This is a genomic window from Yersinia sp. J1, assembly GCF_050586585.1.
GTDB lineage: Bacteria > Pseudomonadota > Gammaproteobacteria > Enterobacterales > Enterobacteriaceae > Yersinia > Yersinia entomophaga.
This window is the reverse complement of sequence record NZ_JBOBDP010000007.1, coordinates 119,338-135,987: the sequence shown is the minus strand read 5'-3', so window position 1 is coordinate 135,987 and position 16,650 is coordinate 119,338. Positions and strand designations below refer to the sequence as shown.

The following is a 16,650-nucleotide window of genomic DNA, read 5'->3' as shown; positions in this document are numbered from 1 at the left end:
AGGTTGCAGCAGATCACGGCTACAACCTCGTGCGACGTCGGTTAGTTGTTAGAATAGCAGTTAGAACCCGAATTATATTGCCTCAGGGCGTTGTCACGCCGTTCACTTCGCCAGCCTGCATCAGTTGGTCAACTTGTTGCCCGCCGTTCTCTATCGCCTTTAAAGAGCCGTTCAGCGAGCTTTTAAAGGGAATGCTCTGAGCCAGACTGCCTTTTAGCTGCACATTCAGATTTCCTTTGCCTTCGAACGGCAGTTTTGGCCACCCCCAATTGTGCAAGAAATTTACATCCACCGAACGCCCCGTCAGCGTTAGAGAGAATGGGCGCTCTGCGGATTGCCCGATTTCAGCTTGGGCTTCCAGTAAGCCTTCCGGTGTGAATGCGCTGAGATCGCTGAAGGTTATTCGCTGATCATTAGCGGTGAGAGCCAATGATGGGCGGCGCAAATCATTGCGGTTGAAGGTAGCATTACCTGCATTAAGCGTTAGTGAACCAGACCAAACTCCCCACTGGCTATTTTTTGCCAGTACCAGATCGCTGCCAAAACCGTCCAGCGCGGTGAGCTGGAATGGGAAATCAGGATTGATATCAATCAGCAGGTTACGGCTGGCGGATAGCTTATTGATCTGTACTGCTGCTAGCCAGCTCGGTAGTGGCTTTTGCCAGAGCTGCCGCCAGTTTTCCGGCAACGTATATTCTAGAGAAACAATCGCCAGCTCATTAAGCTGTAACTGATGATTGGCTCGGTTCCAGTTACCGGTAGCTCGGATCAGCCCGTTTTGCCAGCGGGTAGAAAATTGTTTAATCGCCGCACCGTTATCGGAAAGTTCCAGCGTCAGCATAGGGTCGATCAGATGGATATCACCCTTGATAATATCCCCCGCATTAAGCGCTAGCTCGCCGTCGGCGCTACGCCAATCACCTTTTTCAAACGCCACATTCTTTAGCGTGAGATCCAAATCGTTAAACGCCCAGTTATTGCCTTCGACTCGCGCATCGATCAAATCGAAACGTTTAACCGTGACCGGCGGCAGTTGCGTATAGCTATGCCACAGATCGTCCAGCGTCTTCGCGGTTTGCAGGCGCACATTACTGAGACGCAAATGCTCTACCTGCCAGCGGCCATCCTGCTCGCGACTCGCTTCACCGGTCAGTTCCCCTTGGGCGATATTGGCACCGAAGTTAGTGAGTTTAAGCGCCTGTTTGTTTTTTGTACCTTGTACAAAGACATTTTCGAAAGCATTCCCACCGATGGTTAGCTCATCGGCGCTAAGCTGAAATTGGTTGTTCTCACCCAAGCGATCGCCAGCTTTGGGTTGCCACGGAATAATACCGCCAGTGATATTCTTACCTTGAATGCTTGAACCGGGCGAAGCGGTATTTAGCGCCATATTTGCCAGCCGTAGCGTATCGGCCTGAATATTTAACGCTGGGGAAGGCGCGTCCAGATTTAGGCTGCCCTGTTGTAACAGTAGGCTGCGGAAGTGTCGTGGCTCGGTAATTTGACGCCAGCTGAGCCCAAAAACAACCTGCCCAGCGTTAAGAAAGACGGGCTTGTTGGTTTGCGAAATCATGACATCGCTGAAGGTAATCTGCCCCGGCTGAGACCAATCGTGATCGATTTTACCCAGAGATAGCTGATATTGGCTGCTATCGCTCACCCAGCGGCTGAGGTTTTTAGCTCCCCAACTGGTTTGCAACAGTAAATAAGCGATGGCTACCAGCAACATCAGGAGCAGTAACAGCGTCAGGAGTACTTTTCCGATAGTTTTCATCTGGTAAATCTCAGTCTGTTGGCGTGAAGTTATCTCCGTTTATGCCGCAATTCGACCCTGACCTCAATAGACAATCCTTTAATCAGGAATAAAAAATGGTCAATGCTGCAATAGCATCGACCATTTGGATTTATTTATGGGGGTCACTTCCAGGGAAGCTACTTTTCCTGCGGGAAGATCAGATTCAGCACGATAGCGGTGATGCCACCGGCGGCAATGCCCGAAGACAGCAAGGTTTTAATCCAATCAGGAGCAAACTGTAGAATCAGCGGTTGCTGAGCCACGCCCATACCTACCGCCAATGAAAGAGCCATAATCATAATCGCCCGACGATTTAGGGTTTCGCGAGAGACAATGCGTACGCCGGATGCGGCAATAGTGCCGAACATGACGATGGTCGCGCCGCCTAATACTGGCTCAGGGATATGCTGTACAAAACCGGCTACCGCAGGGAACAGGCCCAACAGAATCAGCATCAGAGCAACGACAAACCCCACGTAACGGCTGGCTACGCCGGTGAGCTGAATAACGCCGTTATTCTGACCGAAGCATGAATTTGGGAAGGTATTGAAGATGGCTGAAACCATTGAATTCAAACCGTTCGCCAATACGCCGCCTTTCAAACGCTTCATATATAGCGGGCCGCTGACCGGTTGTTCGGAAACGTCAGAAGTGGCAGTGATATCACCGATTGTTTCCAGTGAAGTCACCATAAAGATCAGCATCAGCGGAATCAATAGGTTCCAGTCAAAGGATAAACCGTAATAAAACGGCGTTGGAATGGTTATTAGAGCCGTTTCGGCAGCAGGTTGGCTGGCTGGCAGCATATCCATAGCCCAAGCCAACAGATAGCCAACGGCCATTGCTATGACTAATGAAGCAACGCGCAGGTACGGATTGCGCTGACGGTTTAGCAGGATAATAACGACCAACACCGCGCCGGCGAGTAATAAGTTTTTCGGTGAGCCAAAGGTATGATCGCTCATCGCGCCATATCCGCCACCAATGGATGTCAGGCCAACCTGAATCAGCGATAGGCCGATAATCATCACGACAATGCCGGAAACCAACGGCGTAATAATGCGACGAGCCAAATGCAAAACGCGAGATAGCAGGATCTCGGTGCAAGACGCGACCATTAGCGTACCAAACAGCGCGGCCATCATGGTCGGGATATCGGCACCGCCATTTTTCAACGCCAGCCCGCCCATAATCAGCGGAGAAACAAAGTTGAAACTGGTGCCCTGAATCGATAACAGACCAGAACCCACGGGTCCCCAGGTTTTTATTTGTAAAATAGAGGCGAGTCCTGACGCAAATAGGGACATACTAATAATTCGCTGGGTATCCTGCGCCGGTAAACCTAAAGCCTGGCAGATAAGCAGCGCGGGAGTGATCACCGCCACAAACATGGCTAATAAATGCTGACAAGCGGCAAATAGGGTTTGTGGCAACGGTGGACGATCTTCCAATCGGTAAATCAGTTCGCTGGGTGCATTAGTATGAGAGGCCGGCCGTGAGGTCTTTAGCTCGGCGGATTGCGTGGTCATGGGTTGGCATTCCAGAATCGGCAAAGGGGGCATTTTAATGATCCGCTTCACAAAAGCAATCGGTTGCGCTTCGATTTTTTCAAAATACGCATTTGTTGCCTGCTCGCATTTTTATCTCACCAAACTTGTAATTCTCAGCGTTTTTTTTTCTAATCCACCCTAACCTGCTTTGGCGTTTTTTAAGGATTCGGCTAACGTCATATTTTTATTAGATATTTTAATTACATGGAGTACCAGGATGTTTCATCTCGATACCTATGGCACGCTCGTAGCGGCCACACTGGTTCTGTTACTAGGGCGTAAACTCGTACAATCGGTTCCCTTCCTAACTAAATATACAATTCCCGAACCTGTTGCCGGTGGTTTGCTGGTAGCTCTGCTGTTATTGCTAGTGCAAAAAACTCTTGGCTGGGAAATCAGCTTTGATATGTCCCTCAAAGATCCGCTAATGCTGACTTTCTTTGCCACCATAGGCTTGAACGCGAATCTGGCCAGCCTGCGTGCCGGCGGGAAAGCGTTAAGCGTATTCGTTTTTGTGGTAGTCGGCCTGCTATTAATGCAGAACGCCATCGGTATCGCGTTAGCGAAGCTGATGGGGCTAGATCCTTTGATGGGCCTATTGGCGGGTTCTATCACGCTTTCCGGTGGTCACGGAACCGGTGCGGCGTGGAGTAAACTGTTCGTCGAGCGTTATGGTTTTGAAAATGCTACCGAAGTAGCAATGGCTTGTGCCACATTCGGCCTGGTTTTAGGTGGATTGATCGGCGGCCCTGTGGCCCGTTATCTGGTGAAGCATTCTTCTACGCCGGATGGAAAACCGGAAGATAGCGAGCTGCCATCTGCATTTGAAAAACCATCTACTGGCCGTCTGATTACGCCGTTGGTGATGGTCGAAACCATTGCGATGATTGCCATTTGTTTGATGGCAGGGCATCACATTGCAGCCTTGCTACAGGGCACAATGTTTGAATTACCGACCTTTGTTTGCGTGCTGTTTGTTGGCGTGATCCTTAGCAACGGTCTGGCTATGGTTGGCTTTTACAAGGTGTTTGACCGTGCGGTTTCCGTGCTGGGTAACGTCAGTTTGTCGCTGTTTTTGGCAATGGCGCTGATGAGCCTCAAACTTTGGGAGCTGGCTTCCCTGGCTTTACCAATGCTGGTTATTCTGGTGGTTCAGGCGTTGGCGATGGCGCTATACGCAATCTTTGTGACTTACCGAGTGATGGGTAAAAACTATGATGCGGCTGTGTTGGCTGCGGGTCACTGTGGTTTCGGCTTAGGCGCGACGCCGACGGCAATCGCTAATATGCAGGCGATTACCGATCGTTTCGGCCCTTCTCATTTGGCATTCCTGGTTGTGCCAATGGTTGGTGCTTTCTTCATCGATATCGTCAATGCGATTGTGATAAAACTTTATCTGTTGCTGCCAATATTCCCAGCAGTTGCGGGCTAAAGTCGGTGTTTAAAGGGAAAGCCGCAATGGCTTTCCCTTATAATATTTAAGCGTTGGTGTAGCGAGATCGCTTTGGCAGCCAACGTTCAATCAGCGCTTTTGCACTTTCAGGATATTGCTGTTGAAGGTGACGGGCAATGCGCTGAACCTCAGGCAACATAGCCTGATCTCTCATTAAATCAGCAACTTTGAACTCTGCACTACCGGTTTGCCGCGTACCTAATAATTCGCCGGGGCCGCGTATTTCCAAGTCTTTCTGCGCAATAACAAACCCATCGTTACTGTCTCGTAAAACCTGCAAGCGCATTTGAGCCGTTTTACTGAGCGGAGTTTTATACAGCAGCACACAGTGAGAGGCCACTGCACCGCGCCCGACCCGACCACGCAGCTGGTGCAACTGAGCTAAACCGAGGCGCTCCGGGTTATCAATAATCATCAGGCTGGCGTTAGGGACATCGACACCCACTTCAATCACCGTGGTTGCAACCAGCAGCTGCAATTCCCCTTGTTTGAATGATTGCATAACCGATTGTTTTTCCGCGGCTTTCATTCGGCCATGTACTAAACCGACTTTTATCTCCGGCAGGGCTGCTTTCAACTCCTCGCAGGTCACTTCCGCTGCTTGCGCTTCCAGTAATTCTGATTCTTCAATCAACGTGCAGACCCAATAAGCCTGACGGCCTTCTTCCAGACAGGCGTTTTTCACCCTGGCAATAATATCGCTGCGCCGGGTATCCGGAATGGCAACGGTAGTGACCGGCGTTCTTCCCGGAGGTAATTCATCAATAACCGAAGTATCTAAATCAGCATATGCGGTCATCGCCAATGTGCGAGGAATTGGGGTGGCGGTCATAATCAACTGATGAGGATGGAAACCTTGTTCCTCGCCTTTTTCCCATAACGCCAAACGCTGATGAACACCAAACCGATGTTGTTCATCAATAATAACCAGCGCCAGCCCTGAGAACTGCACCTGTTCCTGAAAGATAGCGTGAGTACCCACCACCATGGAAACCCGTCCACTGGCAACGGCTTCCTGCTGTGCCAGCCGCGCCTTGCCTTTCTGTTTACCAGCCAGCCAGCCGACTTCCAGCCCCAGTGGTTCGAACCACTGGCGGAAGGTATTTGCGTGCTGTTCTGCTAATAATTCCGTCGGTGCCATCAGCGCGACCTGCTTGCCATGAGCGATAGCCCGCAGCGCCGCCAGAGCGGCAACCAGTGTTTTACCCGAGCCCACGTCACCCTGAATCAATCGCATCATGGGGAAAGGGTTAGTCAGATCTTGTTCAATTTCACCCACAACCCTTTGTTGAGCAGAGGTTGGTTTAAAGGGGAGATTAGCCAGAAAACGTTGCTTTAGCTGTTCTTCAGCGAGCAACGGCAAAGCCTTGTAGCTTTGTGCTCCCGCCCGTACAGCCAGCATACTGAGATTATGAGCCAGCAGTTCTTCCAATATTAATCGGCGCTGTGCCGGATGTTTCCCTTGCTCCAGATCGGTTAACTGAATATCTGCTGGTGGGCGATGCAGGGTATGAATAGCATCTGGCAAACTGATAAGCGTGCGGCTGAGTTCCTGCGGCAGTAACTCTGCGATAGCGCTGATATCAAGTAAGGCTAGTGCCTGATCGATGAGCTTACGCAGCGTTGCCTGACGAATACCTTCAGTCGTGGGATAAACTGGAGTCAGAGACTCTTGTAATTCAATACCCGTATTTTCTCCATGTACTCGATATTCCGGATGAATGATTTCCGGCCCGTGGTTGCCGCGCTTAGCTTCTCCATAGGCGATAACATGCTTGCCGGGGGACAGGCTGTTTTTCATCGCAGCGTTAAAATTGAAGAAGCGTAGGGTAAGAATACCGCTGCCGTCGCTTATCTGACAGGTCAGCATTCGACGGCGGCCAAAGCTAATATCAGAGCGCAGCACTTCGCCTTCCACGGTTGCAAAAATGCCAGGTAGCAGGTCACCGATACGATAAAGGCGGGTGCGGTCTTCGTAACGCAGAGGTAGATGGAGCAACAGATCCTGAATGGTTTCCAGCCCCATTTTCGCCAACTTGCCAGCCTGACTTGCGCCAACGCCGGAGAGTGTACTCAGGGGAACGGCATCGAGCAGGTGGCCTTTCATTTACGACTCCGTTGCTTGCATAGCAGACCACCATTGCGGCTCGGCAATAATCTGGCCATGCTCATCGATATGAGGAGGAGGCAGACCCTTGCGTTTGGCAACCTGTGCCAAAACCGGATAACCGCCTTCGAACAGCAGCCGTTGCTGCTCATCTTTATCCAACACGCTAGCTGCACGCTGATACATTCCGGCATTTTGCCGCTGTCGCTGAGCTTCGTACAGAATCAACGCAGAGGCAACGGAAACGTTTAGAGATTGCACCATCCCGATCATCGGAATAATGATATCGCGATCGGCCAGCGCTAAGGCCTCTTTTGAAATACCGGTTTTTTCCTGCCCCATCAGAATACAGGTTGGGCGAGTGTAATCAATTTCTCTGAAATCAACGGCGTTATCAGAAAGATGTGTCGCCAGAATCTGCATACCCTGGGTTTTGAAATGTTGGACCGCACCGCTAATTTCGGGATGTGTTTTAACCTGAACCCAACTATTGCTGCCAGCGGCAGCAGACAGCAGGGTATTCATTTCTGCGGTGGGCCAAATTGCATGGATTTGATGAATGCCTACGGCATCAGCGGTACGAATGATTGCGGAAACATTGTGGGGTTTATGTACTTGCTCCAGACAGACGGTTAAATCCGGCTGTCTGGTGGCAAGCATTTCACAAATCCGCGCATAGCGTTGGGGATTCATAGGCCTTAATTGCGGTTACGGCTGACTTTGACTACGTCCGGCATGATACGAATTTTACGCATAATATTCGCCAAATGGATACGATCTCGCGTTGTCAGGCGAATAAAGGCGCTGTAGATTCGGCCATCTTTCTCTTCGGTATTCATACTCTGAATGTTTGATTCAGCCGCATTAATAGCCGCAGTTAGGTTAGCCAGAGCGCCTTGCTGATTGAACATGTCGACTTTAATTTCGGCAATAAATTCTTGCTCGGTGACTTTATCCCATTCAACCGCCATGAATTTCTCTGGCTCTTTCTGATAGCCACGGATATTCCGACAGGATTCATGGTGAATCACCAAGCCTTTGCCTGGGCTAATATGCGCAATGATCGGGTCGCCCGGAATAGGTCTGCAACACTTAGCGAAGGTAATCAACACACCATCAGCGCCTTTAATTGGCAGTTTTCTGGTGCCTGACGCGGCGATATTAGCAGGGTCACCCAGTAGATTTTTCGCAACCACTACGCTCATGGCATTGCCTAAACCGATTTCAGCCAGCAGATCGTCTACCGATGCCAGTTTCATGCGATCCAGTTCGTGCTGGATATTTTCCGGAGAAATATCTGCCAACTTACGGCCATTGCCCAAAGCGTGATTCAGTAAACGTCGGCCAAGGCTAACGGACTCATCGCGTTTCAGGTTTTTCAGCAACTGACGAATTTTGGCCCTGGCTTTTGAACTCACAACAAAATTCAGCCATGCAGCGTTAGGGCGGGCTCCCGGAGCGGTAATAATCTCAACGGTTTGGCCGCTGCTAAGCGCCTGCGAAAGAGGGTAAGGCTGGCGGTCTACACGGGCACCGACGCAGGCATGGCCAATGTCGGTGTGTACCGCGTAGGCGAAGTCTACCGGCGTTGCGCCCGCCGGTAGTTCGACGATGCGACCTTCTGGGGTGAAAACGTAAATTTCATCGGGGAACAGATCGGATTTTACGCTTTCGATAAATTCAAATGAGCTGCCCGCGCTTTGCTGTAATTCCAGCAGGCTCTGCATCCAGCGCTGGGCGCGGATTTGAGCCGTGGTGCCGGATTCGCCCTGTTCTTTATAAGCCCAGTGTGCGGCAACACCCATTTCGGCCATTTGGTCCATATCTTCAGTACGAATTTGTACTTCGACAGGAACGCCGTGAGGGCCAATTAATGAGGTATGTAACGATTGATAACCGTTAGCTTTGGGAATGGCAATGTAGTCTTTTACTCTGCCGGGGCGCGGCTTGTACAGGCTATGAGCCTGGCCTAAAACCCGGTAACAGGTATCCACTTCTTTCACAATGACGCGAAAAGCATAGATATCCATAATGGAGTGAAAACGTTGCTCTTTAAGATTCATCTTGCAATAGATCGAATAGAGGTGTTTTTCACGTCCACTGACCCGGCAAGGTATACCCGCTTCGGTTAACCTACCCTCAATCTCCGACAGGATTTTTTGAATCATTTCCTTACGGTTACCGCGAGCGGCTTTTACCACTTCTTTGATGACGCGGTAGCGATTGGGATATAGCGCTTCAAAACCCAGCTCTTCAAGCTCGGTTTTCAAATGATGAATACCCAAACGATGGGCTAAAGGGCTATAAATTTCGAGGGTTTCACGAGCTATGCGGCGGCGTTTATCTGGGCGTAAAGAACCCAGAGTGCGCATATTGTGCGTGCGGTCTGCCAGTTTGATCAAAATGACGCGGATATCCTGCACCATCGCCATGATCATTTTGCGGAAGTTTTCCGCCTGGGCCTCTTTCTTGTCGCGGAAGGTTAATTTATCGAGTTTGGATACGCCCTCGACCAACTCAGCTACGCTTTTCCCGAACAGTTGCTCCATATCTTGATATGTCGCAGGCGTGTCTTCGATGACGTCATGCAATAACGCCGCCATCAGGGTTTCGTAGTCGAGTCGCATTTCCGCCAGGATACAGGCCACGGCAACCGGGTGAGTAATATAAGGCTCACCGCTGGAGCGTGTCTGACCCTCGTGAGCATCACGCGCAACAAGATATGCCTGTTTGAGGCGCTTAATCTGCTCCTCTGGCAGGTAACGTTGAATCAGCAGATTCAGGCTTTCAAACAGGTACAAGGCAGACTCACAGTCTAATTACTAATTAACGACGACCTTCGGCAATGGCAGTAACCGCTTGAATTTCTGCGGCTTCTTGCTCTTGCTGCTCTTGGCGTTCACGAACATCAAGGATCTGATTAGTGATCAGGCCTTCTTCGATTTCACGCAGTGCGATAACGGTAACTTTATCGTTTTCTTCTGGAACCAGTGCATCTTTACCGCCAGACTGGATTTGGCGCGCCCGACGAGCAGCGACCAACACCAGGTCAAAACGGTTACCAATTTTCTCTACAGCGTCTTGAACAGTTACGCGTGCCATAATTCTGCTACTCCACAGGTGAAGAAATGACTGGGCATGATACTGAAACTCGGTTCAGTCTGCCAATAATTTGCTGATTAAAGCGTCATGCCGCTGTTTTTGGCGGTCTAAACGCAGTCGTTCGGCGCGAATAATGGTTTTCAAATCGGACAATGCCAAATCGAAATCATCATTTACGATTAAATAATCGTATTCCGCGTAGTGATCCATTTCTGCGACGGCCTGTGCCATTCGTTTGGCAATAACCTCTTCGCTATCCTGCCCACGGCCTCGTAAACGACGATCCAGCTCGTCTTTTGAAGGAGGCAGAATAAATATACTGCGCGCTGCCGGCATCTTTTTACGAATTTGCTGTGCACCTTGCCAGTCAATATCTAAAAAGACATCAACGCCGGTAGACAGAGTTTGCTCGATGGCCAAACGTGAGGTGCCGTAGTAGTTTTCAAAAACTTTGGCATGCTCAAGGAAGGCATCATCCTCAATCATCTGGCAAAACTCTTGTTCGGAAACAAAATAGTAATGCTCACCATGATTTTCACCGGGACGTTTTGCACGCGTAGTATGCGAAATGGATACCTGCGTGTCGTACAACGGCTGTGTTTTCAGTAAAGCCTGAATCAGGCTTGATTTTCCAGCCCCACTTGGAGCGGAAACAATGTATAGCGTGCCTTGAACCATGATGACGTTTCAGTTGATTAGGGTTGATGTATAAAAAGCAGAAGTGTGAATCTTCGCACAGTATACACGGGCTAACCGCGTCATGCAGCGTTACAACACATTTCACTACAAGGTTTCGTATTTAAAAAGCTCAAATTACATACTTTGCGTAGGGGATTCAGCAATTTCAAGTTGTTGCAGTAACGAAAAAAGTATTTTTCGAGATGTGCCGCATTTTCACTTTTGGGCTATTTAATTATTCGTTGCTAGCGGATTAACTCATGTTCACCAAGGACGGCGAGGGAAAGAACATGGATAAGTTAATCATATTGGGGATGCTCTTGGTTTCTATTTTCTATGGCAGATCGTCAGCTTCGGTAGATTGCCCGTCATGGACGCTCAGCGAATTCGAAACAGAGATCTCCAGACTGGAAAAGCAACTAGAAGAATGGGATGTCGCTTATTTTCAACAGGGTAATAGCCTGATTGAAGATGATATTTACGATCAGCTTAGGTATCGGCTCAATCACTGGGTGCGATGCATAGCAATACCCGAGAAAAGAGTTAATAACGCTCTTTCTCCTACCATCAGTTTGCAGAATAGATTATCTCATCCCGTTGCTCATACGGGATTAAAAAAACTCCAGGGGAAAGGGGCTTTATCTGAATGGCTCGCCGAACGAAAAAACCTTTGGGTTCAGCCTAAAGTTGATGGTGTCGCGGTCACGTTAACCTATGTTCAAGGAAACCTGACGCAAGCGATCAGCCGAGGCGACGGTGCAGTAGGCCAGAACTGGACGGATAAAGTGAAATATATACCTGCAATTCCCCACTTTATTTCTCAGGCTCCGCCGTTACTGGTCCTGCACGGCGAACTTTTCCTAAAGGTAACTCACCATAAACAGAAAGAAGCTGGCGGTATTAATGCCCGGGCTTTGGTGGCGGGAGCAATGATGAAAAAGTCACCTTCGGCATTGTTGTCCGATATAGGTATTTTCATTTGGGCATGGCCTGATGGACCCGCGATTATGACCGAGAAGCTGCGTGAGTTACGGCGGATGGGATTTTCGCTGACTAAAGAGTTCAGTATGCCGGTCACTTCAGCGAGTGATATTGTTGCATGGCGACAACGCTGGTTTGAATCACCGTTGCCATTTGTGACCGACGGAATTGTTATCCGGCAAGAGCAAGAACCTGCGGGGCATCATTGGCAATCACAGCCCGGTTACTGGTCTATTGCCTGGAAATACTCTCCTTTTCAGCAAGTCGCGCAGGTGAAATCAGTTAATTTCACCATAGGCCGAACAGGGAAGGTCAGCGCTATTTTATCTCTAGAGCCTATTCGGCTGGATGACAAATGGGTGAAAAATGTCAATGTTGGATCGGTTGAACGCTGGCGGTACTGGGACGTCATTCCCGGCGATCAAATAACAGTTTCGTTAGCGGGGCAAGGTATCCCTCGCTTGGATAACGTTGTCTGGCGAGTGGAGAATCGGCATGTCGTTAACCCCCCCGATTCCGCTTTATTTCATTCGTTAAGCTGTTTTCGCCGTCAACCCGCTTCTTGTAATGAGCAATTTATTGCCCGTTTGAGTTGGTTAAGTAGCCGTTCAGGACTGAATATGGCAGGTATTAGTACGGGTGTTTGGCAGGCCTTTATCGACCATGGCTTGATGAGTAATCTCGTTGAATGGCTTGAATTTACACCGGATGATATTGCCGCTGTACCAGGTATAGGAGCGGCGAAAGCAAAGACGATTTATCAACAGTTTCAGGTAGCAAGAGAGCGGCCGTTTGGCGAGTGGTTGGCGGCGTTGGGTTTCCCCAAGCTAGCTAAAAAAGAAGACTATCCAGAACGCTGGACAGATTTATTACGGCGCTCGAACCAAGAATGGCTATCTTTGGCGAATATAGGTAAGAAGCGTGTAAAACAAATAATGGCATTTGCCGCTGATTCGGAGGTGCGGCAACTTGTAGCTACGTTGTCGCACCATCAAATAAAGGGGTTTGAATTTATAGAGCGCTAGCAGCTACAGAGAATCAATGATCCTGATGCTCATATTTAAAGACGGGTAATCCTAAACGGTAACGCAAAGCAAGCAGCCGGGCAGTCAGGCCAGTAACCAATGTAATGATGACAACCCAATTATGAGAAAGCGGCGTGTACTGTAGAGCGATATAAATCCATGCTGCGGCAAAGGATACTCCAGCATAGATTTCTTTCTGAAAAACTAAGGGAATACAGTTACAAAGCATATCGCGAAGTACGCCACCAAAGACACCGGTAATGACTGCAGCGATAGCGGCAATGATAGAGCTATGGCCCATATCTAACGCAATTTGTGCTCCGATAATTGAGAAAACGATGAGGCCGATAGCATCAAGTACCAGGAAAAGGTGACGTAAATGGCGCATCAGAGGTGCTACCCAGGTGGTTACTATTGCGGCGATAGCAACGATAACGATGTATTCAGGATTTTTGACCCAACCCAGCGGATAATGCCCTAACAACATATCCCTGACTGAACCACCGCCAATTGCCGTGGCGGAGGCGATAATAATGACGCCAAACATGTCCATTTGGCGACGGCCTGCTGCTAGCGCGCCGGTCATAGCTTCTGCGGTAATACCAATAATATAGAGAACGCTAAGTAACATAGTCTTTCACACAAGGGGGCGGCAAAAGATCAAGGGTAATGGCCGCACAATTCAAACGCGACTGAGATTTTCTAACCCTGTATGTTTTGCATTAGATTTATTAATCCGATGTGGGGTTTTATGCTATGTATTACAGTGGTTGGTTATTATTTCTATTGATGAGTGAGTTAGATTATTTAAACTCTGCATGGCGTAATGGCGTAATGGCGTAATGGCGTAATGGCGTAATGGCGTAATGGCGTAATGGCGTAATGGCGTAATGGCGTAATGGCGTAATGATTTCGCCATTGCAGCAGTTAGCCGCTAAATGCTAATTTCATGCAGCGTCATTTTCTATTCTAAAGAGAATCCTATCTATATGGATAACAGCAGAAATTACTTATGTCGGCGTGCCGGCTTTATTCTAGGAATAATTGCTTCGGGGTTTATTTTAAACGGATGCGTTATACGTCCTGAGTCAGCGGCGAATTCGGCTACGATAAAGGCTGTTCCCTCTGTTTGTCAGCAGGGTGTTCCTATGGTGCAAACAACGCTTTATTTCGGTATGAATCGCCCGCAAGGCCCGGTGATTGCTCCCGCTGAGTGGCAATCATTTGTTGACTCAGAGGTTACTCCGAAATTTAAAGACGGATTAACCGTGTTTGAAGCCAAAGGGCAATGGCTGGGGCATGACGGGATAGTAGCAAAAGAAAATAGCAAAGCGCTGATGCTGATTCATGCCGAAAGCAAAGACAGTGATCTCGCGGTTAACTTGCTGAGAGATAAGTACAAGGCGCAGTTTTCACAAGAGTCAGTAATGCGTATTGATGCGCCCGTCTGTGTCGATTTTTAATCTTCAATGATGGCTGGCCTTCAGGCATTGCACTCTAAGGCCAACCGTTTCATCAAAGCACTAAACCAGCGATTGTTGCTGATAATAAACTAACCAATGTAGAGCCATAAACTAGCTTCAGCCCGAAACGGGAAACCACATTGCCCTGTTTTTCATTCAACCCTTTAATCGCGCCGGCGATAATGCCGATTGAGGCAAAGTTAGCAAAAGAGACCAGAAACACCGATAGAATGCCTAGGCCACGCGGGGACATATCAATCGCTATTTTTTTAAGCTCGATCATGGCAACGAATTCGTTAGACACTAATTTGGTCGCCATAATACTGCCTGCCTTTAGCGCATCCGGCGCTGGAATACCTATTAGCCAGGCAAGGGGGTAGAACACATAGCCGAGAATCTCCTGGAAGCTAACGCTAAATATGCTGGTAAACAAAGCATTAATAGCGGCGATTAGCGCAATAAAACCAATCAGCATTGCGGCGATGATAATGGCGATTTTAAATCCAGCCAGGATGTATTCCCCTAACATCTCAAAGAAACTTTGATCATCATGTAGCTTATTTAATTTTATCTCAGGCTCATCGCCCGTTGGGTAAGGGTTGATAATGGAAAGAACAATGAATGTGCTGAACATGTTGAGTATTAAGGCTGCCACAACAAACTTCGGCTCTAACATTGTCATATATGCGCTGACGATTGACATCGAAACAGTCGACATGGCCGTAGCGGCGAGCGTATACATACGGCGCTGAGAAATATCGGCAATCACGCCTTTATAGACGATAAAGTTTTCTGATTGGCCGAGAACCAAGGTGCTCACAGCATTGAAAGATTCAAGCTTTCCCATACCGTTTACTTTTGAAAGCACCGTACCTATACCGCGAATTACCCAAGGCAAGATCCGGAAATGTTGCAATATTCCTATTAAAGCTGAAACAAAAACAATCGGGCATAAAACATTGAGAAATATAAACGCGAGACCTTGTTCGTTCATATTACCAAATACGAAGCTGGTACCAATTGCGGCAAATTTCATCAACGTTTCAAAGAAACCAGCGAAGTGTTGAATCGCGCCAAGCCCAATGTCGGAATGCAGTAAAAAGTAGGCAAAGGCAATTTCAATAGCTAAAAGTTGAAGAATATACCGTAGGCGAATCTGCTTGCGATCATTGCTCGCGGCTAAGGCCAGTAGCGTGATGATTATCAAAGCCAAAAGAAAATGTAGTATTTGCAGCATACAAAGCCCATTTAACGTTAAGTGAAAATATTTCAGCATTCTATCCATAATGTCTTATAACTTTCACATAAAAATAACCTCAATGTTGGGCTTTATTAGATTGAATAGATTAATTTACAAGCCAAAGAAGTATAAAACTAATTCGATTAAAGCCTGTTGCGATGTAGAAAATGCCAACAAAATTTCCGAGGGTGGATTTTAAAACTGTGTTTTTATATTTAAATGTCGTATCTAACTGACCATTATTCTTTTATATATCGATATATCCTCCCTTTTTTCATCCAGTGACTCACTATTTATTTGCTTGCCTTATTTGAGGGGAAATCGACCTCAAGCAAGCTGAATTAGCCGAGAGGCTTACCTGTGTTGAAATCACTTATTGGATGGAATATATGAAAATGATTAATCTCCCAAGCTGCCGCCCATTTACCGAAGCTGGGCATCTATCGCAAGTCTCTGCTTATTATGAAGAAGAGCGAAATACCATGTGGATGCTGTTACGAGCGAATCCACGTCCGTGTTTTAACCTTGAGTTAATTGAAAATATTATGACACTGGCGCAGGCAGCAAAAGAGTCAAAACTGCCTATCGACTTCTGGGTTACAGGTTCGGTTGTTCCACATATGTTTAATGTTGGAGGTGATTTAAGTTTCTTTGCTCAGATGATAAAAAACCGCAAGCGTGAAACATTAATGGCTTACGCTAGAGCCTGCGTGGATTGCGTTCATTCCGCCTCCCGCGGGTTTGATACCGGAGCAATCTCAATCGCCATGATTGAAGGTAGCGCTTTAGGTGGTGGTTTTGAAGCTGCGCTGGCACATCACTTTGTTTTAGCGCAGACCACTGCCCGAATGGGGTTTCCGGAAATAGCCTTTAATCTGTTCCCAGGCATGGGAGGATACTCGCTGGTGGCTAGAAAAGCCGGTATGCGTGTTGCCGAGGAGCTTATCTGGAGCGGGGAATCACATGCGGCAGAATGGTATGAAAGTCGCGGATTGGTGGATAAATTATTTCAGCCGGGGGATGCTTATATGGCTACTCGCACCTTCATTGATACTATTCGACCAAAATTAAACGGTATGCGCGCAATGATACGAACACGCCAACGCGTTTTGCAGCTGACGCGTTCAGAATTGATGGATATAACCGAAGATTGGGTGGACTCTGTTTTCTCCATCGAAGCTAAAGATCTGGCTTATATTGAACGCCTGGTCATGCTACAGGATCGGCATACATCCACCATGCCAAAAGCGATTTAG

The 16,650-nt window shown here is 48.2% G+C and carries 14 protein-coding genes; 4 read left to right on the top strand and 10 right to left on the bottom strand.

Annotated features, from left to right (window positions below):
- Positions 1–82: 82 nt before the first annotated feature.
- Together ACQ4OC_RS12465 and ACQ4OC_RS12460 are read right to left on the bottom strand one after the other, a co-directional pair.
- Entirely contained in the window at positions 83–1,774 is a 1,692-nt protein-coding gene (locus ACQ4OC_RS12465; RefSeq protein ID WP_064514642.1) for an AsmA family protein, read from the bottom strand.
- Positions 1,775–1,932: 158 nt separating this feature from the next.
- Positions 1,933–3,324 (bottom strand): nucleobase:cation symporter-2 family protein, encoded by a 1,392-nt coding sequence (locus ACQ4OC_RS12460; protein WP_064514640.1) that lies wholly within the window; start codon positions 3,322–3,324, stop codon positions 1,933–1,935.
- 238 nt (positions 3,325–3,562) lie between these two features.
- Here ACQ4OC_RS12460 and gltS point away from each other — a divergent pair, with 238 nt between their 5' ends.
- The gene (gltS, locus tag ACQ4OC_RS12455) at positions 3,563–4,777 is read left to right on the top strand and encodes a sodium/glutamate symporter (protein WP_064514638.1); all 1,215 of its coding nucleotides are present in this window, start codon (positions 3,563–3,565) and stop codon (positions 4,775–4,777) included.
- Positions 4,778–4,823: 46 nt separating this feature from the next.
- Here gltS and recG read toward each other — a convergent pair whose 3' ends face one another.
- Genes recG through gmk form a run of 5 tightly spaced genes read right to left on the bottom strand, consistent with a single transcriptional unit; the run spans position 4,824 to position 10,685 of the window.
- A complete protein-coding gene (gene recG, locus ACQ4OC_RS12450) occupies positions 4,824–6,905 on the bottom strand; it encodes an ATP-dependent DNA helicase RecG (RefSeq protein WP_430971209.1) in 2,082 nt (693 codons plus the stop codon).
- Entirely contained in the window at positions 6,906–7,598 is a 693-nt protein-coding gene (trmH, locus tag ACQ4OC_RS12445; RefSeq protein WP_071889792.1) for a tRNA (guanosine(18)-2'-O)-methyltransferase TrmH, read from the bottom strand.
- Between the two features lie 5 nt (positions 7,599–7,603).
- Positions 7,604–9,706, bottom strand: a complete 2,103-nt coding sequence (gene spoT / locus ACQ4OC_RS12440) for a bifunctional GTP diphosphokinase/guanosine-3',5'-bis pyrophosphate 3'-pyrophosphohydrolase (protein WP_064514632.1) — start codon at positions 9,704–9,706, stop codon at positions 7,604–7,606.
- A 25-nt stretch (positions 9,707–9,731) separates the two neighbouring features.
- Positions 9,732–10,007 (bottom strand): DNA-directed RNA polymerase subunit omega, encoded by a 276-nt coding sequence (gene rpoZ, locus ACQ4OC_RS12435; RefSeq protein ID WP_004392061.1) that lies wholly within the window; start codon positions 10,005–10,007, stop codon positions 9,732–9,734.
- Between the two features lie 54 nt (positions 10,008–10,061).
- The gene (gene gmk / locus ACQ4OC_RS12430; protein WP_049601430.1) at positions 10,062–10,685 is read right to left on the bottom strand and encodes a guanylate kinase; all 624 of its coding nucleotides are present in this window, start codon (positions 10,683–10,685) and stop codon (positions 10,062–10,064) included.
- A 290-nt stretch (positions 10,686–10,975) separates the two neighbouring features.
- Between gmk and ligB the strand changes: the two genes are divergently transcribed.
- Positions 10,976–12,691, top strand: coding sequence for an NAD-dependent DNA ligase LigB (gene ligB, locus ACQ4OC_RS12425; RefSeq protein ID WP_430971208.1), 1,716 nt, complete (start codon positions 10,976–10,978; stop codon positions 12,689–12,691).
- 13 nt (positions 12,692–12,704) lie between these two features.
- On the opposite strand, the gene ACQ4OC_RS12420 is transcribed toward ligB, so the two are convergent.
- Together ACQ4OC_RS12420 and ACQ4OC_RS12415 are read right to left on the bottom strand one after the other, a co-directional pair.
- The gene (locus ACQ4OC_RS12420; RefSeq protein WP_049601436.1) at positions 12,705–13,322 is read right to left on the bottom strand and encodes a trimeric intracellular cation channel family protein; all 618 of its coding nucleotides are present in this window, start codon (positions 13,320–13,322) and stop codon (positions 12,705–12,707) included.
- Between the two features lie 123 nt (positions 13,323–13,445).
- Positions 13,446–13,610, bottom strand: a complete 165-nt coding sequence (locus ACQ4OC_RS12415) for a hypothetical protein (protein WP_430971207.1) — start codon at positions 13,608–13,610, stop codon at positions 13,446–13,448.
- A gap of 70 nt (positions 13,611–13,680) precedes the next feature.
- Here ACQ4OC_RS12415 and ACQ4OC_RS12410 point away from each other — a divergent pair, with 70 nt between their 5' ends.
- Positions 13,681–14,154, top strand: coding sequence for a DUF3574 domain-containing protein (locus tag ACQ4OC_RS12410; RefSeq protein ID WP_064514628.1), 474 nt, complete (start codon positions 13,681–13,683; stop codon positions 14,152–14,154).
- Positions 14,155–14,206: 52 nt separating this feature from the next.
- On the opposite strand, the gene ACQ4OC_RS12405 is transcribed toward ACQ4OC_RS12410, so the two are convergent.
- Positions 14,207–15,391 carry a NupC/NupG family nucleoside CNT transporter gene (locus tag ACQ4OC_RS12405; protein ID WP_064518324.1) on the bottom strand — a complete coding sequence of 395 codons (1,185 nt, stop codon included), beginning with the start codon at positions 15,389–15,391 and terminating at the stop codon, positions 14,207–14,209.
- A gap of 392 nt (positions 15,392–15,783) precedes the next feature.
- Between ACQ4OC_RS12405 and ACQ4OC_RS12400 the strand changes: the two genes are divergently transcribed.
- Positions 15,784–16,650: a crotonase/enoyl-CoA hydratase family protein gene (locus ACQ4OC_RS12400; RefSeq protein WP_430971206.1), complete on the top strand. Its 867-nt coding sequence runs from the start codon at positions 15,784–15,786 to the stop codon at positions 16,648–16,650.

What these genes read in the sequence shown, in the direction of transcription:
- ACQ4OC_RS12465 (WP_064514642.1), bottom strand. Translation starts at nt 1,774, where the DNA reads ATGAAAACTATCGGAAAAGTACTCCTGACGCTGTTACTGCTCCTGATG.
- ACQ4OC_RS12460 (WP_064514640.1), bottom strand. Translation starts at nt 3,324, where the DNA reads ATGACCACGCAATCCGCCGAGCTAAAGACCTCACGGCCGGCCTCTCAT.
- gltS (WP_064514638.1), top strand. Translation starts at nt 3,563, where the DNA reads ATGTTTCATCTCGATACCTATGGCACGCTCGTAGCGGCCACACTGGTT.
- recG (WP_430971209.1), bottom strand. Translation starts at nt 6,905, where the DNA reads ATGAAAGGCCACCTGCTCGATGCCGTTCCCCTGAGTACACTCTCCGGC.
- trmH (WP_071889792.1), bottom strand. Translation starts at nt 7,598, where the DNA reads ATGAATCCCCAACGCTATGCGCGGATTTGTGAAATGCTTGCCACCAGA.
- rpoZ (WP_004392061.1), bottom strand. Translation starts at nt 10,007, where the DNA reads ATGGCACGCGTAACTGTTCAAGACGCTGTAGAGAAAATTGGTAACCGT.
- gmk (WP_049601430.1), bottom strand. Translation starts at nt 10,685, where the DNA reads ATGGTTCAAGGCACGCTATACATTGTTTCCGCTCCAAGTGGGGCTGGA.
- ligB (WP_430971208.1), top strand. Translation starts at nt 10,976, where the DNA reads ATGGATAAGTTAATCATATTGGGGATGCTCTTGGTTTCTATTTTCTAT.
- ACQ4OC_RS12420 (WP_049601436.1), bottom strand. Translation starts at nt 13,322, where the DNA reads ATGTTACTTAGCGTTCTCTATATTATTGGTATTACCGCAGAAGCTATG.
- ACQ4OC_RS12415 (WP_430971207.1), bottom strand. Translation starts at nt 13,610, where the DNA reads ATGGCGAAATCATTACGCCATTACGCCATTACGCCATTACGCCATTAC.
- ACQ4OC_RS12410 (WP_064514628.1), top strand. Translation starts at nt 13,681, where the DNA reads ATGGATAACAGCAGAAATTACTTATGTCGGCGTGCCGGCTTTATTCTA.
- ACQ4OC_RS12405 (WP_064518324.1), bottom strand. Translation starts at nt 15,391, where the DNA reads ATGCTGCAAATACTACATTTTCTTTTGGCTTTGATAATCATCACGCTA.
- ACQ4OC_RS12400 (WP_430971206.1), top strand. Translation starts at nt 15,784, where the DNA reads ATGAAAATGATTAATCTCCCAAGCTGCCGCCCATTTACCGAAGCTGGG.